Origin of the sequence: Azonexus sp. (assembly GCF_049652925.1) — a bacterium.
Taxonomy (GTDB): Bacteria; Pseudomonadota; Gammaproteobacteria; order Burkholderiales; family Rhodocyclaceae; genus Azonexus.
Genome location: NZ_JBASFI010000040.1, coordinates 205204 through 229759, shown reverse-complemented (window position 1 = coordinate 229759; position 24556 = coordinate 205204). Strand labels below are relative to the sequence as shown.

General features: G+C 61.1%; 23 protein-coding genes. 7 read left to right on the top strand and 16 right to left on the bottom strand.

The window, feature by feature from the left end; genetic code table 11:
* Positions 1-33: 33 nt before the first annotated feature.
* The 4 genes from WBK19_RS19735 to WBK19_RS19720 form a co-directional block, all read right to left on the bottom strand.
* Positions 34-936, bottom strand: a complete 903-nt coding sequence (locus tag WBK19_RS19735; protein WP_511292777.1) for an FHA domain-containing protein — start codon at positions 934-936, stop codon at positions 34-36.
* A gap of 62 nt (positions 937-998) precedes the next feature.
* A complete protein-coding gene (gene ttcA / locus WBK19_RS19730; protein ID WP_511292776.1) occupies positions 999-1862 on the bottom strand; it encodes a tRNA 2-thiocytidine(32) synthetase TtcA in 864 nt (287 codons plus the stop codon).
* Positions 1863-1993: 131 nt separating this feature from the next.
* On the bottom strand, positions 1994-4750 hold the full coding sequence (locus tag WBK19_RS19725; protein WP_511292775.1) for a response regulator: 2757 nt from the start codon (positions 4748-4750) through the stop codon (positions 1994-1996).
* A 10-nt stretch (positions 4751-4760) separates the two neighbouring features.
* Entirely contained in the window at positions 4761-5903 is a 1143-nt protein-coding gene (locus WBK19_RS19720; RefSeq protein ID WP_511292774.1) for an FIST signal transduction protein, read from the bottom strand.
* A 95-nt stretch (positions 5904-5998) separates the two neighbouring features.
* On the opposite strand from WBK19_RS19720, the gene WBK19_RS19715 reads away from it, so the two are divergent.
* Complete coding sequence (locus tag WBK19_RS19715; protein ID WP_511292773.1) at positions 5999-7159, top strand: class I SAM-dependent methyltransferase; 1161 nt, start codon at positions 5999-6001, stop codon at positions 7157-7159.
* Here the strand turns inward: WBK19_RS19715 and WBK19_RS19710 are convergent, their stop codons facing one another.
* Entirely contained in the window at positions 7160-8146 is a 987-nt protein-coding gene (locus tag WBK19_RS19710; RefSeq protein ID WP_511292772.1) for a hypothetical protein, read from the bottom strand.
* Between the two features lie 63 nt (positions 8147-8209).
* Between WBK19_RS19710 and WBK19_RS19705 the strand changes: the two genes are divergently transcribed.
* Positions 8210-8401, top strand: a complete 192-nt coding sequence (locus WBK19_RS19705) for a YjfB family protein (protein WP_511292771.1) — start codon at positions 8210-8212, stop codon at positions 8399-8401.
* Here WBK19_RS19705 and WBK19_RS19700 read toward each other — a convergent pair.
* Positions 8391-9197: an alpha/beta hydrolase gene (locus WBK19_RS19700; RefSeq protein WP_511292770.1), complete on the bottom strand. Its 807-nt coding sequence runs from the start codon at positions 9195-9197 to the stop codon at positions 8391-8393. The genes WBK19_RS19705 and WBK19_RS19700 overlap by 11 nt on opposite strands.
* 60 nt (positions 9198-9257) lie before the next feature.
* Here WBK19_RS19700 and WBK19_RS19695 point away from each other — a divergent pair, with 60 nt between their 5' ends.
* Positions 9258-9455, top strand: a complete 198-nt coding sequence (locus WBK19_RS19695; RefSeq protein WP_226403111.1) for a DUF2905 domain-containing protein — start codon at positions 9258-9260, stop codon at positions 9453-9455.
* On the opposite strand, the gene WBK19_RS19690 is transcribed toward WBK19_RS19695, so the two are convergent.
* The 4 genes from WBK19_RS19690 to WBK19_RS19675 all read right to left on the bottom strand — a co-directional run bounded on the left by WBK19_RS19690 (position 9423) and on the right by WBK19_RS19675 (position 15754).
* The gene (locus WBK19_RS19690; protein WP_511292769.1) at positions 9423-10658 is read right to left on the bottom strand and encodes a multifunctional CCA addition/repair protein; all 1236 of its coding nucleotides are present in this window, start codon (positions 10656-10658) and stop codon (positions 9423-9425) included. The two genes, WBK19_RS19695 and WBK19_RS19690, sit on opposite strands and share 33 nt — an antisense overlap.
* A 16-nt stretch (positions 10659-10674) precedes the next feature.
* Positions 10675-11637, bottom strand: a complete 963-nt coding sequence (locus WBK19_RS19685; protein ID WP_511292768.1) for a complex I NDUFA9 subunit family protein — start codon at positions 11635-11637, stop codon at positions 10675-10677.
* 97 nt (positions 11638-11734) lie between these two features.
* Positions 11735-13813, bottom strand: coding sequence for a DUF1631 family protein (locus WBK19_RS19680; protein WP_511292767.1), 2079 nt, complete (start codon positions 13811-13813; stop codon positions 11735-11737).
* Between the two features lie 9 nt (positions 13814-13822).
* On the bottom strand, positions 13823-15754 hold the full coding sequence (locus WBK19_RS19675) for a lytic transglycosylase domain-containing protein (protein ID WP_511292766.1): 1932 nt from the start codon (positions 15752-15754) through the stop codon (positions 13823-13825).
* Between the two features lie 14 nt (positions 15755-15768).
* On the opposite strand from WBK19_RS19675, the gene WBK19_RS19670 reads away from it, so the two are divergent.
* Positions 15769-16350 carry a 5-formyltetrahydrofolate cyclo-ligase gene (locus WBK19_RS19670; RefSeq protein WP_511292765.1) on the top strand — a complete coding sequence of 194 codons (582 nt, stop codon included), beginning with the start codon at positions 15769-15771 and terminating at the stop codon, positions 16348-16350.
* Here the strand turns inward: WBK19_RS19670 and WBK19_RS19665 are convergent.
* The 4 genes from WBK19_RS19665 to WBK19_RS19650 form a co-directional block, all read right to left on the bottom strand.
* On the bottom strand, positions 16331-16621 hold the full coding sequence (locus WBK19_RS19665; RefSeq protein WP_511292764.1) for a hypothetical protein: 291 nt from the start codon (positions 16619-16621) through the stop codon (positions 16331-16333). The genes WBK19_RS19670 and WBK19_RS19665 overlap by 20 nt on opposite strands.
* A complete protein-coding gene (locus WBK19_RS19660) occupies positions 16618-17748 on the bottom strand; it encodes a MalY/PatB family protein (RefSeq protein WP_511292763.1) in 1131 nt (376 codons plus the stop codon). Before WBK19_RS19660 ends, WBK19_RS19665 begins: the two co-directional genes overlap by 4 nt.
* Positions 17745-18677, bottom strand: coding sequence for a cysteine synthase A (cysK, locus tag WBK19_RS19655; RefSeq protein WP_511292762.1), 933 nt, complete (start codon positions 18675-18677; stop codon positions 17745-17747). The genes WBK19_RS19660 and cysK overlap by 4 nt, the downstream gene beginning before the upstream one ends.
* 84 nt (positions 18678-18761) lie before the next feature.
* Positions 18762-19778: a sulfate ABC transporter substrate-binding protein gene (locus WBK19_RS19650; protein ID WP_511292761.1), complete on the bottom strand. Its 1017-nt coding sequence runs from the start codon at positions 19776-19778 to the stop codon at positions 18762-18764.
* Positions 19779-20063: 285 nt separating this feature from the next.
* Between WBK19_RS19650 and WBK19_RS19645 the strand changes: the two genes are divergently transcribed.
* Positions 20064-20489: a hypothetical protein gene (locus WBK19_RS19645; RefSeq protein WP_511292760.1), complete on the top strand. Its 426-nt coding sequence runs from the start codon at positions 20064-20066 to the stop codon at positions 20487-20489.
* Between the two features lie 115 nt (positions 20490-20604).
* Here the strand turns inward: WBK19_RS19645 and WBK19_RS19640 are convergent, their stop codons facing one another.
* Entirely contained in the window at positions 20605-21654 is a 1050-nt protein-coding gene (locus WBK19_RS19640; RefSeq protein ID WP_511292759.1) for a nucleotidyltransferase family protein, read from the bottom strand.
* A gap of 234 nt (positions 21655-21888) precedes the next feature.
* On the opposite strand from WBK19_RS19640, the gene WBK19_RS19635 reads away from it, so the two are divergent.
* Positions 21889-22623 carry an AzlC family ABC transporter permease gene (locus WBK19_RS19635; protein ID WP_511292758.1) on the top strand — a complete coding sequence of 245 codons (735 nt, stop codon included), beginning with the start codon at positions 21889-21891 and terminating at the stop codon, positions 22621-22623.
* The gene (locus tag WBK19_RS19630; RefSeq protein WP_511292757.1) at positions 22620-22946 is read left to right on the top strand and encodes a branched-chain amino acid transport AzlD family protein; all 327 of its coding nucleotides are present in this window, start codon (positions 22620-22622) and stop codon (positions 22944-22946) included. The genes WBK19_RS19635 and WBK19_RS19630 overlap by 4 nt, the downstream gene beginning before the upstream one ends.
* Before the next feature lie 73 nt (positions 22947-23019).
* Here the strand turns inward: WBK19_RS19630 and ilvA are convergent, their stop codons facing one another.
* Positions 23020-24552, bottom strand: a complete 1533-nt coding sequence (gene ilvA, locus WBK19_RS19625) for a threonine ammonia-lyase, biosynthetic (protein WP_511292756.1) — start codon at positions 24550-24552, stop codon at positions 23020-23022.
* Between the last annotated feature and the right edge of the window lie 4 nt (positions 24553-24556).

Sequence of the window (24556 nt, the reverse complement as noted above, 5' to 3'; positions counted from 1 at the left end):
GAATAGTCGGCCATCTGCGGATGGCCGACTTTTTTACAAGTGCTCGAATTCGGCAATATCGGCCAGCGGATCGCTACCGGAATTGCCAAAACTGATCTGGCCACGACTTTCGAGTTGAATTTCATGGCGCCGGACCATAACTTCCTGACGCCCTGACAGGGTCACGAAGCAGCCATTTGTGCTGGTGTCGATCAGATAAAAGCCATCGTTGCGCCGTTCGACCCGAGCATGCTGGCGCGAGGCCTTGCGGTCATCGATGATCAGCTTGCAGCCAAGATCCCGGCCGATAGTCAGGACCGGGGTTTTGTCGTCAAGCAGGAAGGCTTTGCCGCGATGGCGAACGCATAGCCGTTCAGGAGGGGCGGTGCTGCTTGGGCCAAAAGCTGAATGTGCCGAATTGGCGGTTGCACCTTGATAGTTTGGCCAGTTGATCTGGAAAAGCGCCAATGCTTCGCCGTCTTCAGGAACGCTACCAAGTTCTGGTACGGGGTCGGCAGAAATGAAGCAGGGTTCGGACAGAGCCTCAACCAGAAGCGAGCTACACAAAATCTGATCTCGCCGAGCAATACCGGCGATACGCGCGGCCGTGGAGATGGCTGAGCCTGTTAGTTTTTTGCCATCGTCAGACACTTCTCCGCAATGCAAACCGATGCGAATAGTCAATTTCAGGCCGGAAACGGGGGGCAGATCGGCGATCCGCTGTTGCATGTCGATCGCCGCCTGACATGCATCTTCAGCTGTTTCAAAGGCACCCAGCAACTCGTCTCCGACAACCTGTATGGTCTTGCCCTTGTAGCCATCGATGGATCGCTTCATACGCTTGAGGCAACGTTCAACAGCGTGCATTGCCTCTTTGTCGCCAAGACGCTCGAAAAGCGCGGTGCTGCCGGAGACATCGGCGAACATCACAATCAGTTTTCGTTGCGTGGCACTCATTGTCTACCTGGAGTCCATGGATTAACGACTGCTTATTATATGTTGATCGTGCCGCTTCTGCATTATGCCGAAAGGCTTATCGGGATTGTCCCGCTGATCGGCATTTCCGGGAGGTCGAATGCAATATCGCCTTCTTCGACAGGAGTGTCCAGAGTCAGCCCATGGAAATCGAACAAGTCGCCATCTGCCAGGTGGGAAGGAACGACATTCTGCATGGCTGTGAATACGGACTCGGTACGGCCGGGATAGCGCTTGTCCCAGTCCTGCATCATTTCCCGGATTTTCTGGCGTTGCAGGTTGTCCTGCGAGCCGCACAGGTTGCAGGGGATGATCGGAAATTCCATGCCGCGCGCGAATTTTGCGATATCGGCCTCGGCGCAATAGGCGAGTGGCCGGATGACGATATGCGCCTTGTCGTCGGTGACGAGCTTGGGCGGCATGGCCTTGAGCTTGCCGCCGAAAAGCATGTTGAGAAATAGCGTATGGACCATGTCATCACGGTGATGGCCGAGGGCTATCTTGTTGGCGCCGAGTTCCTTGGCTGTACGGTAGATGACGCCACGCCGCAGGCGCGAACAGAGCGAACAGGTAGTCTTCCCTTCCGGGATCTTTTCCTTGACGACCGAATAGGTGTCGGCTTCGACAATTCGATGCTCGATGCCGATCGATTCGAAGTAGCGTGGCAGGATGTCAGCCGGAAAGCCGGGCTGCTTCTGATCAAGATTCATGGCGATCAGGCGGAATTTGACCGGCGCGCGCTTTTGCAGTGCCATGAGCATGGCGAGCAGCGTGTAGGAATCCTTGCCTCCCGAAACGCAGACGAGCACGGTGTCGCCCTCCTCGATCATGTTGAAGTCGATGATTGCCTTGCCGGTACGGCCTTCCAGATATTTGCGCAGCTTTAGCAGGTTGTTCGATTGGGTCATGGGGCAAGGAATAAGGGCGGGGTGCCGACCATGCAGCGTGCTTGCCACGGTCAACCGGATTTATTGCCTGAAATTGAAAAACGACGAGTTTACCTTGTGTCACCGGTCCGTCGAATAAAATCTGCTTTGAATCAGTGGTTTCCGCCAATCGACTGCAGTTTTTCCTGCAACTCCTTGACGCTGATTGGTTTCGACAGATAGTCGTCCATCCCGGCTGCCAGGCAGGCATCGCGGTCGTCCTGCATGGCAGCGGCAGTCATCGCTATGATCGGCGTGCGCATCATCTGCTGTTCGGCCTCGTGGGCGCGAATTCGTTGCGTTGCTTCGATGCCACCCATGACCGGCATTTGCATGTCCATCAGGATCACATCGAAGGACCGGGTGGCCAGAATATCGAGCGCTTCCTGGCCGTTTCTGGCCAGTGTTGCTTGGTGTCCCCATTTGCCGAGCAGGCCGAGGGCCAGTTTCTGGTTGGTCGGATGATCTTCGACAAGCAGTATATTCAGGGCGCGCCGGGCTTCGCGCAGCGAATGGCGGGTGACCAGCGGTGCTCCTGTCGCGTCATTGGTGATGGGCGCGTTGTCGAACAGGCGCCCCAGAGCAGCATGCAACTCGTCCAGCGAAATGGGTTTGGAGAAAAATCCGGCGATTCCGGCTTCCTGACATCGTTGAGCATCGCCACGCAGGGCGCCGGAGGAGAGCATCAACATGGGCGGCAGGTATTTGTAGGTGGCGTGCAGGCGGCGCGCCAGTTCGTATCCATCCATTTCAGGCATTTGCGCATCGAGCAGGATGCAATCGAAATCAGTGTTGCCCTCTTCCATTAACGCCAGCGCCGCCTGAGCCGAATCGACAGCGCGGGGAATGGTTTTCAGCAAGCTCAACATGCTGCTCAAGATGCGCCGGTTGGTGGCATTGTCGTCGACCACAAGGATGCGGCGGCCGACCAGATTGACCTGACTCCCCTGGGCGGATGTTGCCTGCTCCGACAACTCAAGTTGCACCGAAAAGTGGAAGGTGCTGCCCTCGCCCATCTGGCTGTGCAGCCAGATTCGGCCACCCATCAGTTCGACCAGACGGCGGCAGATAGACAGGCCAAGACCGGTGCCACCGTACCTTCGGGTCGTCGATGTGTCTTCCTGCGAGAAGGCGTCGAAAATCAGATCCTGCTTGTCGGGAGCGATACCGATGCCGGTATCGCGCACCGAAAAATGGACGATCGCGTGGCCGTCCTGCAACTGCAGCAGTTCGGTGCGCAAGGCGATTTCGCCATCGTTGGTAAACTTGATGGCGTTGCCGACCAGATTGACCAGCACTTGCCGTATGCGGCTGGGGTCGCCTCGAACGTAGCGAGGGACATCGTGCAACACCTCGCTGAGCAGTTCGATCCCCTTTTCGTGGGCGCGCAGGGCCAGCGGTTTAAGGACTTCGGCGATGAGGCGATACAGATCGAAGGAAATTTCCTCGACGAGCAGCTTGCCGGCTTCAATCTTCGAAAAATCGAGGATGTCGTTGATGATCGTGAGTAGCGACTCGGCGGATGACTTGGCGATGGTCAGGTATTCCCGCTGTTCCGCGGTCAACGCCGTTTCCAGGGCCAAATCGGTCATGCCGATGACGCCGTTCATCGGCGTACGAATCTCGTGACTCATGTTGGCCAGGAAATCGCTTTTCGCCCGGCTGGCTGCTTCGGCTGCCTCCTTGGCGCGGAGGACTTCGACCTCGGCCCGCTTCCGCTCGGTGATGTCGACGATGACACCGAGCAAGCCGGAAACGCTTCCGTCTCGTCGAGTCAGCACCGCTTTACGGTAGACCGTATCGTGAATCAGCCCATCCCTGCTGTGCACGGAGGCCTCGTACGACTGCATGCCCTTGTTGGCAAACAGCTCGGCGTCTTTTTCAGTGTGCAGGCTGGCATCTTCCGGCGGCAGGAGGTCGTTCAGCGTGTGACCGAGCAGTTCTTCGCGACTGATCTGGAAAAACAGCTCGAAGGCCTTGTTCAGGCGAACATAGCGTCCTGCGCTATCTTTCAGATAAACCGGTAGCGGGATTGCTTCGATCAGCTCTTCAACCAGATGGAGTTGTTCCGAGAGCTGTGCCTCGATGCGCTTGCGGTCGGTAATATCGGTACGGATGGCGATGTGCCGTTCCGGTTCTCCGGCGGCATTGAGCAACGGAACAATCGTCGCATTCACCCAGTACAAGTCTCCGTTTCGCGCCCGGTTGCAGACTTCGCCACGCCAGACCTTCCCAAGCGAGATGGTCTGCCACATGTCGCGGAACATTTCGGTTGGATGGGTGCCGGAATTGATGATGCGATGGTTGCGGCCGAGGAGCTCCTCACGGGTATAACCGCTGATGTCGCAAAAACGGTCGTTGGCATACAGGATTGTGCCGGCAGTGTCGGTAATACTGACGATGGCATGCTGATCAAGGGCGAATTTCTGCGTCGCCAGCTCACGGCGACCGTGCTCACTTTCGGCGACCATCGAAGCGATTCGCTTGGATAGTTCGGCGATGTCTTCATCGGCAAACGAATCAACCTGATCACCCGGATCGGTGTCCGGTAACAAATGCCGGACTGTATTCCGCAGGGAACGCAGTGCATTTTCGCGGTCTGCCAGCGACAGACGCAGTTTCTCGTTGCTGTCAGAGAGCTCGGACGAGGAAATTTCCAGGCTGCGGGTGCGCAAATCCAGATCGCGCTCGTATTGCTCGTAGCTGATATCAACGCGCTTCAGAAAATCGCCAAAACCATCCAGCGCGGTTCGCAAGGCGGGATCCGCCGTCGTTGCTGCGAGGCTCATTGAGTTCAGCAGCGCAGCCAGTTCGGCTTCGCTGCCAATCCCGAGGCTGCGTTTCAACTGACGGAGAAGCGCTTTTTGCATGAGGTTTAGGTCAGGCCTCGCTCAGGCAGGTGATGGTCATTGTCTGATTGTGCAGTTTGCACGACGCGCCGGGAGTGAACGGACTGATTTCTCCATAGGAGTAGAAGCCGGTCAATACACCTGCCTGGCCAAATACATCGCCGACAGCCTCGACCTCTTCATCGACACGGTCGCCCATGACCAGTTTTCGCCCGACGCAGCTGACCAGAATCGCCAGGCTTTCGCCGTTGCCCTGCAACATGGCCGCCGCTGCTTCCGCCGCCGATTCGGCCCCGTTTACCAGCTTGTCGGTGCTGGCGTGCATCAGGCGCAAATAGCCATCAGGATCGATTTCGCCAGCCAGGATAAGGCTTCCGCTTGTTTCGTCTATGCCCAGAATGGTGCGGATCAAGCCGACTGCGCTATGGTCTTCACCGAGCATGGCGAAGGGAAAAAGCAGACCCGATGCCGGAAGCCCCTTGGCGTGTTCGCCCAGGTAGCGCCGATAGATTTCGAGCGCCGGCTCACCGTCCAGTTCATGCAGGATATTGCCGTCGCAGCGCGTCACCTTGCGAGCCGGGCCGAAAGGTTCCCAGCCACCAAAGGAGCCGTGGCCGAAGCGCAGTCCGTCGCCACTAAAGCCAACGGCAACGATGTGGTCGTTGGCCACGCCGTCCGGGCCAATGGTAAATGTTTCCTTGAACGCACCGCCATCCCCGGCCAGACCTCCGGTAATCGGGATGGCGCTGCCAATGACGCTGGTTATGCCGTTGACCAGGGCGCTACCGTTGATTTGTACGCCGGGCCCGAAAACAAGGACGGCTTTTAGGTCGGCCCCGGCAATCTGTTGCCCCAGTCTTTCGCCCGCAGCGAAGGAGTCCTCCATGCCAGCCAGACGTGTACTACCCTGACAGAGGCTGGTGTGGTCAAACTTGATGGCAGTGACGGTGCATGTTTGATCATCGACACCCTCCACGGTGATTTCGCCGGCGGTCGAACAGCCAAGCAGCAAGGCATCAGGAAAAGCGTTGTTAAGCGACTCGCGGAAGCCGGGGAACGTCACGTGTTCTACGCTGCCGAAAATCAGCAGCAGGTCTGCCGTTTCAGTTTCGATATTACTCAGCGCTGAGGCTAGTTCCGTCGGCTTGCGATTGATTATTTGTTTGATGCGCAAGGTGTGTTTCCTCCTTTGATGCAGAATGCAAAAATAGCATAGGCGGCGGTGAAATTCTCGTTGCGCCCTTAAAATTGACACTTTTTGAACTTGCCATGAATAACCTGCCGATCCCCGCGCCAGAAGCGCTTGCTCACAGCCTGCGCTTGCAACAAAGACTTGTCGACGAGGTTTCCGCCGCCGGTGGCTGGCTTTCCTTTGCCCGTTTCATGGAGCACGTTCTCTACGCCCCGGGACTTGGCTACTACGCAGCCGGGGCGCGCAAGTTCGGCGCAGCAGGTGATTTCGTCACGGCGCCCGAAATGACCGGATTATTCGGGAAGGCGCTCGCCCGTCAGGTAGCTCAGGTCATGGCCGCATCGCATCCCGTGGTACTTGAAGTGGGGGCTGGCTCGGGGCGCTTGGCGGCCGATTTGCTGCTCGCGCTGGAGACCGCCGAGGCTTTGCCGGAACGCTACTTCATTCTCGATTTGTCAGCCGATCTGCGCCAGCGCCAGCACGAAACGATCTCAGCGGCGGCGCCCCATCTGTTGCTCCGGGTGGAGTGGCTGGATCGCCTGCCTGAGCATTTTTCCGGCGCTGTCGTTGCCAATGAGCTACTTGACGCCATGCCCGCCCACATCGTCGCCTGGCGGGAAGATGGAATTTTTGAGCGCGGCGTTGTCGTCGACGAGTCTGGTGGTTTCACGTGGAACGAGCGCCCGGCAAGCGGTGCCCTGCTTGCTGCCGCCGAAGAGATCGGTGTGCAATGCAGCCTCCCACCGGGCTTCGAGAGTGAAATCAGTCTTGCTGCGCGGGCCTGGGCGGCAGAATGGGGGCATCGCCTGGACAAGGGGGCGTTGCTGCTGATCGACTATGGTTTCCCGCGCCGCGAGTTCTATCATCAGCAACGGGGGCGCGGAACGCTGATGTGCCATTACCGTCATCATGCCCATCCCGATCCGTTCTATTTGCCGGGATTGCAGGATGTTACGGTCCACGTCGATTTCACGGCAATTATTGCAGCAGCCCACGCCAGCGGGCTGGAATTGCTTGGTTATGCCAGTCAGGGACAGTTCCTGCTGAATTGCGGGATTCTCGACTGCCTGGCGGCAATTCCTCACGCCACACCGGATTACATCCGGGCTGCCGGTGCGGTCGGCAAGTTGCTGATGCCACACGAAATGGGCGAGCTGTTCAAGGTGATCGCCATCGGTCGCGGACTGGATGAGCCACTGCTCGGCTTTGCCAACGGCGATCAGAGCCGCCGGTTATAACTATTGACGCTTGGCCAGTTCGCGGAAACGGTTCGGCTGGCCGAGAACAAGGCGACCGAAATCATCCAGCAGCGCTTGGTCGACGAACTGTGGCCGGACGTTGTAGAGCGCGCTACCGAGTCGTTCGAGGTTGCGTGTTTCGACGGTGATGACGCCCTTTGAAAAATCGGCCCGCCAGCGAGCGCTGACGCTGACTTCACTGCGGATTTCAAACTCGGCGCGTTCGACATAACTGCGCTCGTTCTTGAATTCCTTGTAGGTGAACGGCAGGCCGAAGTCAAAAAGCATGGCCCGGAATCGCTCTACGGATGGCCCGTCACGTTCGACATGAAGCGTCGTGCTGCCGCTCAGGTGATACGAGAAAGTGACCAGCTCAACCAGCGCCCCGGCGCTTTGCGACTGCGTCCGGTAGTCGGCGAAGCCCTCTTGCCAACTCAGCTGATTCAGCTCGAACTGTTCGATCAGAGGGTAATCGCGCGGGACATCCGGCTTGATGATGTTCAGTTGCTGAACCAGTTCGTGCAGATAGAAGAAGAGGTGTTTCAGGGCCTGGTCGATCGCCTCGTTGACCGAGGTGCGTTCGGCCAGGGCGCTATGGATTTCACGCTGCCGTACTTCAGCTCGCTGTCTTAGCTGATCAAGGAAGCTGCTGCCGAGTTCCGGCTCGTTTTCTATATTGGCTGGCGGCTCGGGAGCCTTGGCTCCGGCTGCTTCAGCCACTTTGACTTCGAGCGGCTTCGCGGCGGGTCTGGCTGGCGCGATCTCGGGGAAAACGAGTGTCGGATCAGTCATGCCGGCGCCGGAGTTGGCCAGATATTCCCGACGGGCACGCCGTTCGGCGGCATCCAGATCGAAAGTCTCGATGTCGGCAAGCAGCGCGGCTTCAAGCTCGGCGATATCCTTTCCCGTACCGATCTTGCGCTCGCGTTTGGCGCGGATGGCTTCGAGAATGGCTGACAGCGGTCCAGATTTTTCGGAATTACTCATTGAATTGGCGAATAGTTCGACTACAGTGAACTAATAATGTGTCCGAATTGGAGTGAGTGCAAGATGGATGTTTCTTCTGTAGGCAGTTTGACCTCCGCCATGTCGCCCGTGGAGATCAGGGACGCCGCCAATACGGCGGTTCTCAAGAAGGCGATGGACATTCAGGCCCAGAATGCGGCGCAGTTGCTGGAAGCCTTGCCGCAAGTGACGAGCAACCCGCCAAACTTGGGCAACGCGGTCGACGTCAAGGTTTGATTTCATCCAGCCAGTCACGCAAGGTGGCCGCGACAAGCGGCCATTCTTTTTCGTGGGTCACGGCGTGGCCCATGTCGCGGAAGATATGGACGTGTTCGCCGTAGGTCTGTCCGGTCGTCTGGACCAGGAAAGCGGGCACCAAAACGTCATCTTCGGCGCCAAGGATGAGCATGGGCGGCCGGTGCATGGCGTAGAGGTTGGGCAGGCTGAACATCGACATGTCCCATAGCGCCCGGTGCGATTCCGGCTGCATCCGGCTCAGCCAGGCGGCCAGCATCGTTTCATCGACCTCTCCGGCAAACAACGCTTCGCGCAGCGTTCCGGTGTCGGTGTATTTGCCGTCCATGATCTGATTGATTTCCTGGAACAGCTGTGGCTTGTTGAACATCAGGTGGAACTGGGAGGCGATCAGGCCTTGCGGTGGCACCGAACAGACCAGGGCGACGGCCCGTGCTTCGCGATGTTCGAGATATTTCTGGACTATGAAGCCACCCATCGAATGACCGATCAGGACCGGTGCTTCGCCCAGCCAGTCGACGACTGTCTTGACGTCATCGACGTAATCGCCAATCGAATGCCAGTTGATATGCTCACCACCCGCGCTCCCGGCGTGGCCGCGCAGCGACAGGGCATAGCATGGGTAGCCTGCCTTGGCGAGAAAGGGCATGAAGGTTTCGGTCCACATCCAGCCGCCGGCGAAGGCGCCGTGCACGAAGAGTAGCGCCGGTTTGGTGGTCTTGCGGGAAGGCAGGCAGGAGAAGACTTCGAGGCCTTCGACGATTTGAGTTTTTAGCATGGGGCTCTGTTCAGAGTGAGGCGTGATTTAATGCGGCTTTCACCCTGCGGTACAAGGCAAATGCTGAAGTGGATTTTGACGCTGGTGGTGGCGATATTTTTGCTGGGCATCATCGGCCCGCATCTGGCGCGCTTTATTCGGTTCGGCAAACTGCCGGGAGATTTTGCATTCCGCTTTCGTGGTCGAAGTTACACGTTTCCGGTGGCGACCACGATCATTTTTTCGTTATTGCTCTGGCTGCTCTCCCGAGTCATTTAGCAAAATCTTGAGCGCATTAACTCGGGCCATGTGAATACGTTCAGGAATCTTGGCCTTGTCGGGGCAGGCAAGCGCGATTTTTCCGGCTTCGACGGCGTTGACCGCAGACAGTGCCGTGAGCAGGTAACGTGGGCTGTCGTAGGGGCGATTTTCCCAGCCGAGACGGCCGGTGTAGTCGCACAGGCAGGCGTCGAGCAGTTGCTGGAAGCGCTCCGGCCGGCGCAGCGCATCGATTTTTTCGAACAGCGTGACGATAGTGCTGGCCTTCAAGTCGGCGGCGCGATGAACATTGCCGTGATAGCGCGCCATGAGCAGCGCCAGGTCGCGACAGTCGCTCGGCACGCGCAGGCGGGCACAGAGGTTTTCGCTCAGGTTCACGCTGCGCTCTTCGTGGCCGATATGGCGTGGCAGGATGTCGGCCGGCGTTGTGCCCTTGCCAAGGTCGTGGGTCAGCGCCGCAAAGCGCACCGGCAAGGCGAAGCCGCGTTTCGCCGACTGGTCGACGACCATCATGGTGTGGATGCCGGTGTCGATTTCCGGGTGGTAATCGGCGCGTTGCGGCACGCCGAACAGGACATCGAGTTCCGGCAGCAAACGCGCCAGGGCGCCGCAGTCGCGCAGGACTTCGAACATCCGTGACGGCCTGTCTTCCATCAAGCCCTTGGCCAGTTCCTGCCAGACCCGTTCGGCGACCAGATGATCGACTTCGCCGCAGGCTACCATGTGGCGCATCAGGGCCAGCGTTTCCGGGGCCACCGTAAAATCGCTGAAGCGCGCGGCAAAGCGGGCGATGCGCAGGATCCGCACCGGGTCTTCGGCAAAAGCCGGCCCGACATGCCTCAAGATTTTGGCCGATAAATCCGGTTGACCGTGGAAAGGGTCGATCAGCGTGCCATCGGCGCCTTTGGCCATGGCATTGATGGTCAGGTCGCGGCGGGCGAGGTCTTCTTCCAGCGTGACGTCGGGCGCGGCGTGGAAAGTGAAGCCATGGTAACCGTGTCCGGACTTGCGTTCGGTGCGGGCCAGCGCGTATTCCTCTTGCGTCTGCGGGTGGAGGAAAACCGGGAAATCCTTGCCGACTGGCCGAAACCCCTGCTTGAGCAGGGCTTCCGGGGTGGCGCCGACGACGACGTAGTCGCGGTCGGCGTTCGGCCGGCCGAGCAGTTCATCGCGGACAGCGCCGCCAACGATGAATATCTGCACGGTCGGTGGCGCGCCCTCAGCGACCGGCGCGATAGCGGAAGCTGTCGAGCTTGCCCTTTGGCGTGTTGAGCGCGATGTAGGTCGGTGCGATGGCTTCCAGCGCCGTCGGGTGCCAGTTGGCCGGCTGCTTGCTGCCGGCTTCAGCGACGCTGTCCTTTTCCATCGAGCGCAGGTTGTCCGGCGACAGCATCGGGCTCGGGGCCAGCCACATCAGGCCAGCCTGCAGGTAAGCCCAGCCTTCGGACAAGGGAACAATGGTGGCGGTGCTGCCAGCCAGTTTTTTGGTGTAGTCGACCAGTTCGCGCAATGTGTAGGTCTTCGGGCCAACCAGCTCGTAGACCTGGCCGTAGGTGGCAACATCATTCAGGCTATCAACAAAGGCATCGGCGACATCGGCCGCCCAAACCGGCTGGAAGCGGGCGTGACCGAAACCGAGCGGGAAGAAAGGGACTTTCTTGAGAATGCTGGCGAACATTGACAGGAAGGAGTCGCCGAGGCCGAAAATGACCGACGGACGGAAGACGGTAACGTCCAGATCGCCCTTCGCGGCCATCACGACTGCTTCGCCGTCGCCCTTGGAGCGCAGGTATTCGGACGGGCCCTTGGGGTCGGCGTTGAGGGCGCTCATGTGCACCAGGCGGTGGACACCGGTGGCCTTGCAGGCGGCGATGATCTTTTTCGGCAGTTCGACGTGGGCTTCGGCGAAGTCGTGGCTGTAGGGCAGGACGACGTCGCGGCTGTGCAGGACGCCAACCAGGTTGATCACGGCATCGTGGCCGCGCATCAGTTCGGTCAGGGTCTTTTCGCAACGGATGTCGGCTTCCGGCATGCTGACGCCCGGCTGCATGATCAGCGCCTTGGTGCGTTCGCGGCGACGTGTCGGGACGGTAACTTCAATACCGCGTTGCGACAGACGGTTGACGATATAGGTACCGACGAAACCGCTACCCCCCAGCAGCAAGACCTTCTTGATGTCCATTTGAAACCCCGGAAACTGAATACGTAAAACCCGGATTTTAAGGCAATTTGCCGCTTTCCGGGCAGACCTGTGGCCGATGGCCGCTGACTGTGTGTCTTCAGCGTCCCGTTGTTTGCCGCAAGGCGGCGCTGGCCGCTGTTTCAAACAGGGAGCTGGCCGAACTGATGTGGGCTTCGCCTTCCCGCAGCTGGCGGTCAAGAATGGCCGGATGGACGGACATGGCCAGCGCAGAATCGGGATTGATCAACAGCGTCCGCTGGCTGTTCGGGCTGATATGGCAGACTCGCGCGACGCATTTTTCGCCACCGGGCATGAGGAACTCGAGCCAGTCACCTTCTTTGCAAGGCAGTGGACGGGCTGGTGCCGGCTGGAACTCGGCAAAATCCAGAGTCGCCAGAACCGTTTCGCCAACGCGCAGTTCGCCGCTGATTGGCGCACTGGCCGGCGCGAAAATGCCACTGGGAAAAAATCCGGCCCCCGGGTCTTCGCTGACAGCGGCAGTGGGGAGCGCCCGCAGCGCCCTGGTCTGCAGCTCGAAACACTCGTCGAGGAAGGCTGACTCGGCTTCGGGCGACAGACCGACGCGCTTCATCGCTGCCCTCAGGCGTTTCAGAATGTCGGGCAGTCGGCGGGCCAGTGTTTTGCGTTCATCGCTGTCGGCCTTGGGCTGGATGGTCCACAGCAGATCGTCGATCAGGGCTAGGCTCTCCTGCCACTCGTTGCTTTGTTCGCCATGCTCGAGCCAGACGGCTTGCAGCAACTGGCTGCCGGATTGTTCGATAAAGTTGCGGATGACCTTTGGCGGATTGGTCGCGATGAATTTTTCAATGACAGGTCGCACTTGGCTGGCTGCGTCGTCGCCGTGCTCAAGCTGCTCGATCAATGGCAGATAGGGCTTGGCGGCGTCGACGATGGCGGCGTTGCGTTCGGCCAGCAGCGCATCCAGCTGGGCTCCCGCCTTTTCGAAGGCGGCCATGTCGCTGGTGTTTTCGCCGCGCAACCAGGTGGCGATTTCAAACAGGCGGGCACACACCGGGTGACGGGCCGATACGTCGCTCGGCAGGCCGAGTACGGCCTGCCCCATGCGGTCGATGACCAGTCGCGCCGGGTGTTGCTCGTTGGCGAACAGCGAACTGTCCTTCATCGCCACCTTGAGCAGTGTGATCTGCAGGCTGGAGATCACGGCTTTCAAGGTATCCGGCAAGGCTCGATTGGCGAACATCGCCTCGAAAATCATGGCCAGCGTGTCGATGGCCAGGCTTTCACCAGCGGTCGTCGGAATACCGAGCTGGGCAGACTTGAGGACTTTGGGCTGGCTTGGGAAGTCACAGTCAGCGGAGAACAGCGCCGGAATCATGCCCTCCGCCGTTCTGGTCGGTGCAAACTTCTGGTCGAAGGCGCCCTGGCGATCAAGTTCGTCCAGACGCAAAACGAGGCGTTCGAGCGTTGCCTGGTTAAGCAGCGAGGCGGCTGCGCCACCACTCGGCTGAAACTGGATCGAATCTGCTTTTCCGGGGACTTTGGCGAGCAACGCCTGCTGTAGGGCAAGCAGCGCGTTTTCCGAGACGGATGGGGCGTCAGCACTCGCCGGCCCTTCCTGGCTGCCGATAATCCTTGGTTGGGCCGCTTCGACACCGCCGCGATCCATGAAGTCATTGATCTCGGCGTAAAGTGTTGGCAGCCCCTCGAGCAGGCAGGCTTCGATGCGGTCGAGCAACTCCAGCTTGTTGTCGATGGCGAAGGCACCGGCCGCAGCGAACATGGTGGTCAGGCCTTGAGCGATGCCTTTCGGTCCGACCGGATTGGCGCTTTTTGGCAGGTCCGGACGCTTGAGCAAAGTGACGAAACGCAAATGGGTGCGCCACAGGCTGCCGCCGGTCGATTCGAACAGGCGGGCGCTCATGTCGTCGAGGCGGATGCCCAGTTCCAGATCCTCTTCGCCGACCAGCGTGATGCGCGACGAGGTCAGTCCGTCGACTTCTTCGGCGAAGGTGCCGCGTCGGCTGGTCGAAGCCATTTCATCGAAATAGGCGGCAGCACCGTCCTGAATGGCCTGAATGGCCTGAATGGCCGGGGCTGAGAGCAGGCCGCTATCCTGCAGCAAGGCACCGAGGTGCTTGAGGAAAAGGGCCCGAGTGTCGCTCAGGAGATGAAATGAGTCGGACTGCACCGCCATGTCGGTTTCCTAGGGTAGGTCTGCGTCTTTCATGCCTTCGGCGGTTTTGGCACCAACCACGCCGAGGCGAGTTTTCAGGGAATCGGGCTTGCCGTTGAACTGGGCAGAATAATAAACCGCGTTGCTCATCACTTTCTTGACGTAATCGCGTGTTTCGCTGAACGGAATGGTTTCGGCGTAGATGGCGCCTTCGAGCGGCCGGTCAGCGCGCCATTTCTTGGCCCGGCCGGGGCCGGCGTTGTAGGCAGCAGAGGCGAGAACCGGGTGGTTGTCGAGGTTCTCCATGACCAGGCGCATATAGCTGGTGCCGAGCAGGACATTGGTTTCGGTGTCGTTGACGCGACCGTGGTTGAAGTCGCGCAGGCCGATTTTTCTGGCCACCCATTTGGCGGTGGCCGGCATCAGTTGCATGAGGCCGGAGGCGCCGACATTCGATTTGGCGTTGGTGATGAAACGGCTTTCCTGACGCATCAGACCGTACACCCAGGCGTCGTCTAGCGACTGGTTCTGGGCGGCCGGGCGCACAGTATCGCCATAGGGGGCGAGGAAGCGCAGCGAGAAATCGTGTTCGTTGCGGGTCTTGTCTGCGGTGTTGATGGCGCGGTCCCAGATCTGGTTGCGCTTGGCCAGGTTGGCTGCGGCGAGCAGCTCGCGGTCATCCATTCCGCGCAGCGACCAGATCCATTCCTTGACTGCCTCGGTGCGCAGATCGAGGCGGAAGAAGGCCAGGGCGCGGCGGATGCCCGGGTTGTCGATGGCTGCTTTGGTTTCTTCGGCGGTTGTGGCCTTGGCCTTGGGTGGCAGCGTGATCTTGCGGTCAAGTTCCTCGTCGGCCAGATTGCCGTAGAAATTGGTCTGGCCAGCGATTTTCTCGAACAGGGCGTCGGCCTCTGTCGTTCGCCCCCCGGATTTGAGGGCGCGGCCGAGCCAGTAGATCCACTCTGGCCGGGCAGCGAGTTCGGCTGACATGGCCTCGATCGTGTCGCGAACGACACCCCACTCCTGGGCGCGCAGGGCAGCGCGTACCTTCCATTGGGCGCCCTCATCGGACAGCGGGGCCTTGCCGGCATTGGCATACCAGCCGACGGCCTCGGGCAAATGCTTTTTGGCGGCTTGCAGGGCTATCTGGCTCCACGCCCACTGGCGTTCCGATTCCTGCAGCTTGCCTTTGATCTTTTCGAGTTCGTCGGCGGCGACGCGCGGGTCATTGGTGGCAAGGCGTGAAATGGCGAAGGCGGCGAGTTCGCGCCCCGCCCGGCTGGTTGCCCAGTTGCCCGGCTGGCGGACAAGGTAGCCCATGGCGCTGTTGAGAGCGTTGTCGAAAGCCTTGCTCTCCGGCATCTGGTTTTCCGGCAGGTAGTTCAGCGTGGTTTTGGCCCAGCCCGGGCGATTCGCTTCGACCTGGCGGCGGGCGCGCAGCCAGACTTCATCGGCTGAGATGCGCTGGTTGCTGACGAGGGCATCCAAAACCGGCCGGCAGGGTTCCGGCGGTTCGAGCATCGTCAGCCACAGCTTTTCGGCCTCGGCGAGTACCTTGCGGTCGTCGCGGGCGAGGCGGGCCTGCAGGTTGTAGCAGACGACATCGGGCTCCGGGGCGAGCATTTTGGGGAATTCGGCATCCACTTCGTTCCATGTGGAACGCTTGCCGAGCCAGCGTATCCAGTCGGCGCGCAGCTTTTCGGCGACGTAGCTGCCTTCGTTGCGTTGCAGGAAGTCGCGCAGGTTGTTCGGGTCGCCCCTTTCCATCCACATGCGCAGCCGGTAGCTCTCGGCGTAGACGGCCAGTTCATGGTCGCCGAGCTGGCTGGTGGCGCGCTCCAGCTTGTTGATGTCGCCGGCCCGGAAAGCATCGCGGGCAGTCAGGAAAGCGGTGTCGCCGTTGCTCTGGGCAAGGACGGAAAACGGGAGTGCGAGGGCGATGAGGATGAGGCGAAACTTCATGCTAGATTAGTGCCATGGTTGAACCGAACGAGGATAACACGGGCTGGCGCCGGGTATTGCGCCGCGACATGGTGGCGCGACGTGCGGCACTGGGCGAAGCGGAGCATGCCAGGCTGTCGGCGCGCATTGTCGGGCACTTGCTGGGCGCCTTGCTGGCGCCGCGTATCGTCGCCTTTTGCTGGCCGATCAAGCATGAGCCGGATGTCCGGGCGGTGATTGAACGGTGGGCGGCGCTCGGGGCGCGGGCTGCCCTGCCGGTCGTCGTGGCCGCGGATGCGCCGCTGGCCTTTCGCCTGTGGACTGATGAAACGGTGCTGGCGCCAGACCGCTACGGGATTCCGACGCCGGTGGCCGGTGATTTCGTGCGGCCCGATCTCATTTTGTTGCCGCTCAATGGTTTTGACGGCGCAGGTTATCGGCTCGGTTACGGCGGCGGCTATTTCGACCGGACAATGGCTGCGCTCTCCCCTCGCCCGCTGGCCGTTGGTGTCGGTTTCGAGATCAATCGGCTGGACAGCATCCGGCCGGAAAGCCACGATCAGCGGCTCGACTGGATCGTCACCGAGGCCGGCAGCTTCAAAATTTCAGCCGCCTGAGCTGCCACACGGCGAAGCTCGTCGCCAGTCCGGCCAGCATGACCAGCGTGGCCTGGCGAAAATCGTAAAGTCCGGTTTGCAGGGCGAGGTTGAGCGTATAGCTGTGGTGCAGGGCAAGGAGCAGCGTGCCGATGCTCAATGCGACCCACAGGCGCCAGCGCTCGCGTGGCAGATCGCGTTGGAGCGAAGACTTCAGCGCTAAACCGCCGATCAGCGCCTGGCTCAGGGCGGCGATGAAGAGGAAATACAGGCTCAGCAGGTAAGTGTTCATGCGGCCCGGCAGGCGGTGGTGAATCGCTTGAGCGCTTCTTCGAGCGTGCCGCGCGGGCAGCCGAAGTTGAGGCGCAGCCAGCCCGGTGCGCCGAAATCAGCGCCGTCGGAGAGGCCGAGGCCGTGCGCTTCGAAATGCGCGGCCGGGTTGCCCAGCCCGAGTTCGCGGACGTCGATCCAGGCCAGATAGGTGGCCTCGACCGATTTCATTTTTGGCCCTGTTTCCCGGTTGACCGTGGAAACCACCAAATCGCGGTTGGCGCGCAGGTAGCCGATCAATTCGCGGTGCCAGTCGCCGCTGTTGCGGTAGGCCGCTTCGCAGGCGGCCAGCCCGAGAACGTTCACGTGCGGGACGATGCCGTGCATGGCGTGTTCGAAGCGGTGGCGCAGTCTGGCGTAGGGAATCACTGCGAAAGCGCAGCCGAGGCCGGGGATGTTGAAGGTTTTCGACGGCGCCATGAGCGTGATGCTGCGCTTGGCCGCCTCCGGCGACAGGCTGGCGAAAGGGATGTGGCGCTTGTCGGCGTCGAGGATCAGGCCGCAGTGGATTTCGTCGGAGCAGACGACGAGGTCGTTGGCTTCGGCCAGCGCGGCCAGTTCGAGCAGTTCATCGCGGCTCCAGCAGCGGCCGACCGGGTTGTGCGGGTGGCAGAGCAGGAACTGATCGGTGGCTGGCGTCAGCGAAGCTTTCAAGGCGGCTTGGTCAAAACGCCAGCCGTCGTCGGTGCACGCCAGTTCGGCGCGATTGAGCTTGCGGCCGGAAAAATGCGGAGCGGAGAGGAAGGGCGGATAGATCGGCGTCGCGGTCAAAACCTCGCCGTCGACGGCCCGGCAGGCGACGTTGAGCCCGGTAACCAGCCCCGGCAGCCAGACGATCCATTCGGCTTCAATTCGCCACTGGTATTCGCCTTCAAGGTGAGCGAGTACTGACTCCGTAAGCGATGGCCACGGTCCGCCGTAACCGAAAACACCGTGCTCGATGCGCCGGTGCAGGGTTTCGATGACGGCCGGCGGCGCGGCGAAATCCATGTCCGCCACCCACAGCGGCAGGACATCGCGACCAGCGTACTTGCTCCATTTGATGGAGTCGGAGTTACGCCGGTCGATGGGCTGGTCGAACGGGCTCAAACTTCGAGGTGCTGAAAGAGCACGGTCGACAGGTAGCGCTCGCCGCAGGACGGAATGATGACGACGATGTTCTTGCCGGCATTCTCCGGGCGTTTGGCGACTTCGACTGCAGCCCAACCGGCGGCGCCGGAAGAAATGCCGACGAGCAGCCCTTCTTCGGTCGCCATGCGACGGGCCATGGTCAGCGCGTCGTCGTTCTTGACGCGGATTATCTCGTCGTAAATGGCGGTATTGAGCACGGCCGGGACGAAGCCGGCACCGATGCCCTGAATCGGGTGCGGGCCTTTGGCGCCGCCGGACAGCACGGGTGAGGCGTCGGGTTCGATGGCGATGATCTGCACTTTCGGGTTCATGCCCTTCAGCGCCTCGCCGATCCCGGTCACCGTGCCGCCAGTACCGACGCCAGCGACGACGATGTCGACCAGCCCGGCCGTGTCGCGCCAGATTTCCTGGGCGGTGGTGCTGCGGTGCACGGCCGGATTGGCCGGGTTTTCAAATTGCTGCGGGATGAAATAGCGGCTGTCGGCGGCGGCCAGTTCGGTCGCCTTGTTGATGGCGCCACCCATGCCGTCCGGGCCGGGCGTCAGGATCAGCTCGGCGCCGTAGGCCTTGAGCAGCAGCTTGCGTTCGCGGCTCATCGTTTCCGGCATCGTGAATGCACATTTGATGCCGCGTGCCGCGCAAACCATGGCCAGCCCGATGCCGGTGTTGCCCGAGGTCGGCTCAAGGATGACGGTATCGGGACCGATCTTGCCGGCGGCTTGGGCGGCGTCGAGCATGGCGACCGCGATGCGGTCCTTGACGCTGCTGCCCGGGTTGAAGAATTCCAGCTTGGCGAGCACCGTCGCGCCGCAGCCGGCGGTAACGCGGTTGAGTTTGACCAGCGGCGTGTTGCCGACCAGTTCAGTGACATCGTTGGCGATTTTCATGAGAAGGCTCCGGAAGGGGATGAGTGATTGTAGGCGACTCTGCGCCTGTCGTGGGTGGGGTGGCAGTTGGCCGCGGGGACTGTGCTATTTCTTCAGGTAAATCTGGTCGAAGCTGCCGCCGTCGGCGAAATGGGCCTTCTGCGCCTTCTGCCAGCCGCCGAAAGTGTCGGCAATGGTGACCAGCCTGATCTTCGGGAACTGCGCCGCGTATTTCGCCGCTATCTTGGTGTCGCGCGGCCGGTAGTAGTGTTTGGCGGCGATGTTCTGGCCCTCCTCGGAATACAAATAATCGAGGTAAGCCTGCGCCGTCAGCCGTGTGCCGTGCTTGTCGACCACCTTGTCCACCACGGCCACCGGCGGCTCGGCGAGGATGGAGAGGCTGGGGGCGACGATCTCGAACTTGTCCCGGCCGATTTCATTGACCGCCAGTTGCGCCTCGTTCTCCCAGGCGATCAGCACATCTCCGAGGCCGCGTTCGACAAAAGTCGTGGTCGAACCACGGGCGCCGGAATCGAGCACCGGCACGTTCCTGAAAATGCCGGTGACCAGCTCCTTCGCTTTTTGTTCATTGCCACCGGGCTGCTTGAGCGCCCACGCCCAGGCGGCCAGATAGTTCCAGCGGGCGCCGCCGGAAGTTTTCGGGTTGGGCGTGATGACGCCAACGCCTGGCCTGGCCAGATCGCCCCAATCCTTGATCGCCTTCGGGTTGCCCTTGCGCACCAGAAAAACGATGGTCGATGTGTAAGGCGACGAATTGTGCGGGAAGCGCGTCTGCCAGTCGGCCGGGATCAGTTTGCGCTCGACCAGCGCGTCGATGTCGTAGGCCAGCGCCAGCGTGACGACGTCGGCCTCCAGCCCGTCACGCACGGCCATCGCCTGCTTGCCCGAGCCGCCGTGCGACTGGCGGAAATTGATCGCCAGCCCGGTCTTCGCCTGCCAGTGTTTGGCAAAGGCGGCGTTGTAATCCTTGTAAAGTTCGCGGGTCGGATCGTAGGAAACGTTGAGTAGCGAGGTTTGGGCGACGGCGCTGCTGATGACGACAACCCCGGTAAGCACGGCCGATCCCACGGTCAACCGGAAAAAACGGCCAAATTTGAACATGCTGAACTCCAGTCATTTGAAATAATTTTTTGATGACTGAAGCCTGGACCGTGATTGATATTCTGTAAAAGAATTAATATTTACATAAATATAACCAATGGGAATTAATGAGAATGGAGTTGTCCGCCAACGCGCGTGACGAACGCTCCGGCGTATGACGTTTGGCTGATTGACGGCTGCTTGTCGCCCTGACATTCTGGCGCCTTCGGCAGGCCCATGTCATGGACTCGATGCCGAGCAGGCCAGTCCCTCCCCAGGATGGCTCAGGCTAAAAGGAATCCAGAGATGCGCAACCTTCTCACCCTTGGTTTTGCCGCCTTGCTCGCCATGCCGGTGCAAGCGGCAACCGCCTATGATCTCTATCTGCTTGCCTGCGATGGCGCCAACGATTGCCAGCGTGTCGCCAATGTCGAACTCGGGCCCGACGGACAAAAGAACGAGCACCCGACGCCGGGCATTCAGGTCCGCATCGAACAGCTATCGGTGTTGCCCGAAGCCGCCGTCGTTCGCATGGTCATGATCCTCAATCCGACGCAACTGGGTGTAACGGGCGGCGCGGGCGGTCAGGTCAGCATCGAAGTCGACTCGACCATCATGCGCCATAGCTACTACAGCCCCGTCGTCGTGCTTTCGACCACCGGCAAGGTCTATCAGCTCTGGGGGCGGCAGGTGACGAGCGGCGCAGCGGTGAAAAATCTGGCGCAACGCTAGACCTCCGTCCGCCTTGGCAACGGGGATGCGGAAGCCATAGCAGCAGCTGAAGGTTTTCCGGCGCAATTGCTACGGTCAACCGGAAAAATGGTCAAAGTTGAAATTGGCTTCCGCCTCAGGCCGAGGGCGCGCCCAGGCAGTCGGCGAGCAGATCCTGCAAGTCCGGGTGGGCGGCGGCGCTGCTCAGCAGGCTGTCACGCAGCGGGCGAAGCGGCTCGGTGATGGCGGCCGGTGCTGTTTCCCAAGCGGTGAGCATGGCCCACGGGTCAAGCGTGAGCAGGACGGCGGCGAGGCTGAGGGCGAGCCGTCGTTCCACTGTCGCCTGCGACGCCGAGCGGTGGAGGCTGGCAGAGAGCTGGTGCCAGACGAGCCGGGCGGCTTGCGGCAGGCGGACGGGTATGCACTGGCCGCCGGCGAGCAGCGCGCCGGGCGCGGGCGCGGCGAGCAGGTAGGCGTGGTCGGGAATGGTCGTGGCCGACCAGGCCAGCCCCGGCGCCGATACGGCAGAGCCAAAGCGGGGGCCGGCAACAAGAATTTCGGCCGGCATGGCGGGCAGGCCGGGCAAGGCGATGGCGGCATGGGGAGCAAACTCGTTCGTGGTGTCGCTTACCGTTTCGGCGCTGGCATCAGGTGTGGCGACGAGGGGTAGCGCTGCGGCCAGTGCTTGGCTCAGGAAAACCTCCGGCGCGACCAGTTCAAGGTGCGGCGAGATCGCCGGCTCGCCGGCCGGCTGACGTAGACGAGCGCCGAGTTCATTGAGCCAGGCGATGCAGCCGAGGCTGCCGGCGAGCAGCAGGCCGCTTTCGAAGGCGCCGAGGTTGTGCAGTTCGACCAGGGCGCGGGCGCTGGCCTTGTCGGCGACGTGAAAGCCGAGCTTGCGCAGCACGCTGACCTGGCGAGCGGTCGATTCGGCGAAATCCATTTGCGCCCGCATGGCGTTTTCAGCCACGCTATCACCCTCGCGGCCGACGAGTGTTTCGGCCTGCTTGCCGGGTACCGGGTAATAGACCCGGTACCAGTAGGCGTAGCCGGTCCCTCGGCGCAGTTGTAGCGTGCCAGGAGTGCCCGGCAGCAGGGGGTCACCGGTTAGTGACTGCTCTTTTAGGGCGGCGTATTGCTGACGGAAAGCGGGCTGATTCGGGCGAACGAGGGCCGGGGTTTTCATGGATTACCCAATAAAAACAAAATTAATTGGGTAAGTGTAGCGTGGGCAAAATTAATTACCCAATGAAATTCGATGTTGTGGGGTAATTGTGCGCCTAAAAGGCCGGTTTTCCACGGTCAACCGGGGAAAATGAGCAAAATTGAAATGGCTGGCCGGGTCGGAGTGGGCTTTTCCCGGATCAACCGGCTTCCTGAATTCCAGCCCGAACGAACGCCTTGGCACCGATCGATTAGGATGGCGACTTTGCCGATTTCCCTGCCCGACCCGATGTTTGACGATTCTCCCCGTGCCGAATTTCTTGGCGGCGTTCGCGCCGAGTTGCCGCTGCTGCTCGGCGTGGTGCCTTTCGGGCTCATTTTTGGCGTGCTCGGGCTGGCGGCAGGTTTGCCTGGGTGGGCGGTGGTCTTGAGTTCGTCGCTGATTTTTGGTGGCTCGTCGCAGGTGGTTTTCGCCCAGCTTTGGGGCGGAGCAACGCCGCCGCCGGTGATGGTGGCGACGGTGGGCGTGGTCAATCTGCGTCATCTTTTGTACAGCGCGGCGGTAGCGGACTATTTGCGCGACCTACCGTGGCGCTGGAAGTTGTTGTTGGCCTATCTGCTGACCGACGAGGCGTTTGCCGCAGCGATTGGCCGCCTGCGCGACGGTCCGGCGACGGCACATCGCCACTGGTTTTTGTGCGGCACGGGCTTTACGCTGTGGGCCGGTTGGCAGTTGTCGACGCTGGTCGGGGTGCTGCTCGGGGCGGCGATTCCTGAAAACTGGTCGCTGGATTTTTCGATCGCGCTGACGTTTATTGCCTTGCTGGTGTTGTCGGTGCGCCGGCGCAGCGATGCGTGGGCTGCCATTGCTGCCGCGGCGGTGGTGCTGCCGGCGCTGGCCTTGCCGCACAAGCTGGGCCTGCTGGTGGCGGCCGGGGTGGGCATCGCTTTCGGTCTGGTGATGTGCCGCTTCGACCGGAGAAAACCATGAGCACGATGGCGCTGCTGCAGACCATGGCGGCCTGCGGGCTGGTCACCTTCCTGATCCGGCTATCGTTCATCGCCTTTGGCCGCTATTTGCCCGACGATCCGCGCATCGAAGCGTTCTTACGCTACGTTCCGCCGGCCATCCTCGGCGCCCTGGCAGCACCGGAGATTTTCATGATCGGCGGCGACCTGAACGCCACACCGGAGAATCCGCGTCTGTGGGCAGCGTTGATCGCGCTACTGGTTGCCCGGCTGACGGGCAGCGTCCTGGCAACGATTGCGGCTGGCATGGCCGCGCTGTGGGCGATTCAGGCCTGGATCGCCTGAGGCCCGGGTCGCCGGCATTTCAATTTTCGGCGATATTTCCGGTTGACCGTGGCAGTTAACCGGGTCGGATTTCTCAGCCCAGAAACAGCTTGTAAGCGGGGTTCTGGCTCTCGTCCCAGTGGGCGTAGCCGAGCTTTTGCAGGAATTCCTCGAATTTGCCCATGTCGCCCGGCGGCACCTGCATGCCGACCAGCACCCGGCCATAGTCGGCGCCGTGGTTGCGGTAGTGGAAGAGGCTGATGTTCCAGCCTGCGCTCATCTGGGTCAGGAAGTTCATCAGCGCGCCCGGTTTTTCCGGGAATTCGAAGCGGTAGAGCAGCTCGCGCATGCCCTTTTCGCAGACCGCCGGGGCGTGGCCGCCGACCATGTGACGGATATGGTTCTTGGCCATTTCGTCGTCGGTCAGGTCGAGCGTCGGGTAGCCGTGCTTCTGCAGGCTTTCGACGAGCTTCAGCGACTCCTTGCGCTCGCCAACCTGGACGCCGACGAAGACGTGGGCTTCGCTGGCGGTGTGGTAGCGGTAATTGAATTCGGTGACGTTGCGCTTGCCGATCAGGGCCAGGAATTTCTTGTAGGCGCCTGGTTTTTCAGGGAGCGTGACGGCGAAGACGGCCTCGCGCTGCTCGCCGAACTCGGCGCGCTCGGCGACGAAGCGCAGGCGGTCGAAATTCATGTTGGCGCCGGAAGTGACGGCGATCAGGTTCTTGTCCTTGAGCTTGTGCTGGCGGGCGTATTCCTTGGCGCCGGCGACGGCCAGCGCGCCGGCCGGTTCGAGAATCGAGCGGGTGTCCTCGAAGACGTCCTTGATCGCGGCGCAGATGGCGTCGGTGTCGACGAGGATGATGTCGTCGAGGTATTCCTTGCACAGGCGGAAGGTTTCCTCACCGACGAACTTGACGGCGGTGCCGTCGGCAAACAGGCCGACCTGGTCGAGACGGACGCGATGGCCTTTGGCGATGGATTGCTTCATCGCATCGGCGTCGAAGGTTTCAACGCCGATAACCTTGATTTCCGGACGCAGGCGCTTGATGTAGGCGGCGACCCCGGCGGCCAGCCCGCCGCCACCGATGGCGCAGAAGACGGCAGTGATCGGCCCGTTGTGGCGCGAGTGCTGACGCAGGATTTCCATGGCGACGGTGCCCTGCCCGGCGATTACTTCGGGATCGTCGAAGGGATGGACGAAGGTTAGTTTCTCGGTTTTTTCAAGTTCGACGGCGTGGGCATAGGCTTCGTCGAAGGAGTCGCCATGCAGCACGACTTCGCCGCCACGCGAGCGGACGGCGTCGATCTTGATGCCCGGCGTCGAGGTCGGCATGACGATCACCGCCCGGCAACCCAGTTTCTTGGCCGACAGGGCGACGCCCTGCGCGTGATTGCCGGCCGAGGCGCAGATCACGCCGCGCTTGAGCTTTTCGGCCGAGAGGCTGGCGATCTTGTTGTAGGCGCCGCGCAGCTTGAAGGAAAACACCGGCTGCATGTCCTCGCGCTTCAGAATAATCTTGTTGCCGACCCGGGCGGAAAGGTTGCTGGCCAGGTCGAGCGGCGTTTCGACGGCCACGTCATAAACCTGTGCGTTGAGAACTTTTTCGAGATAATCCGGGTGCATTTGG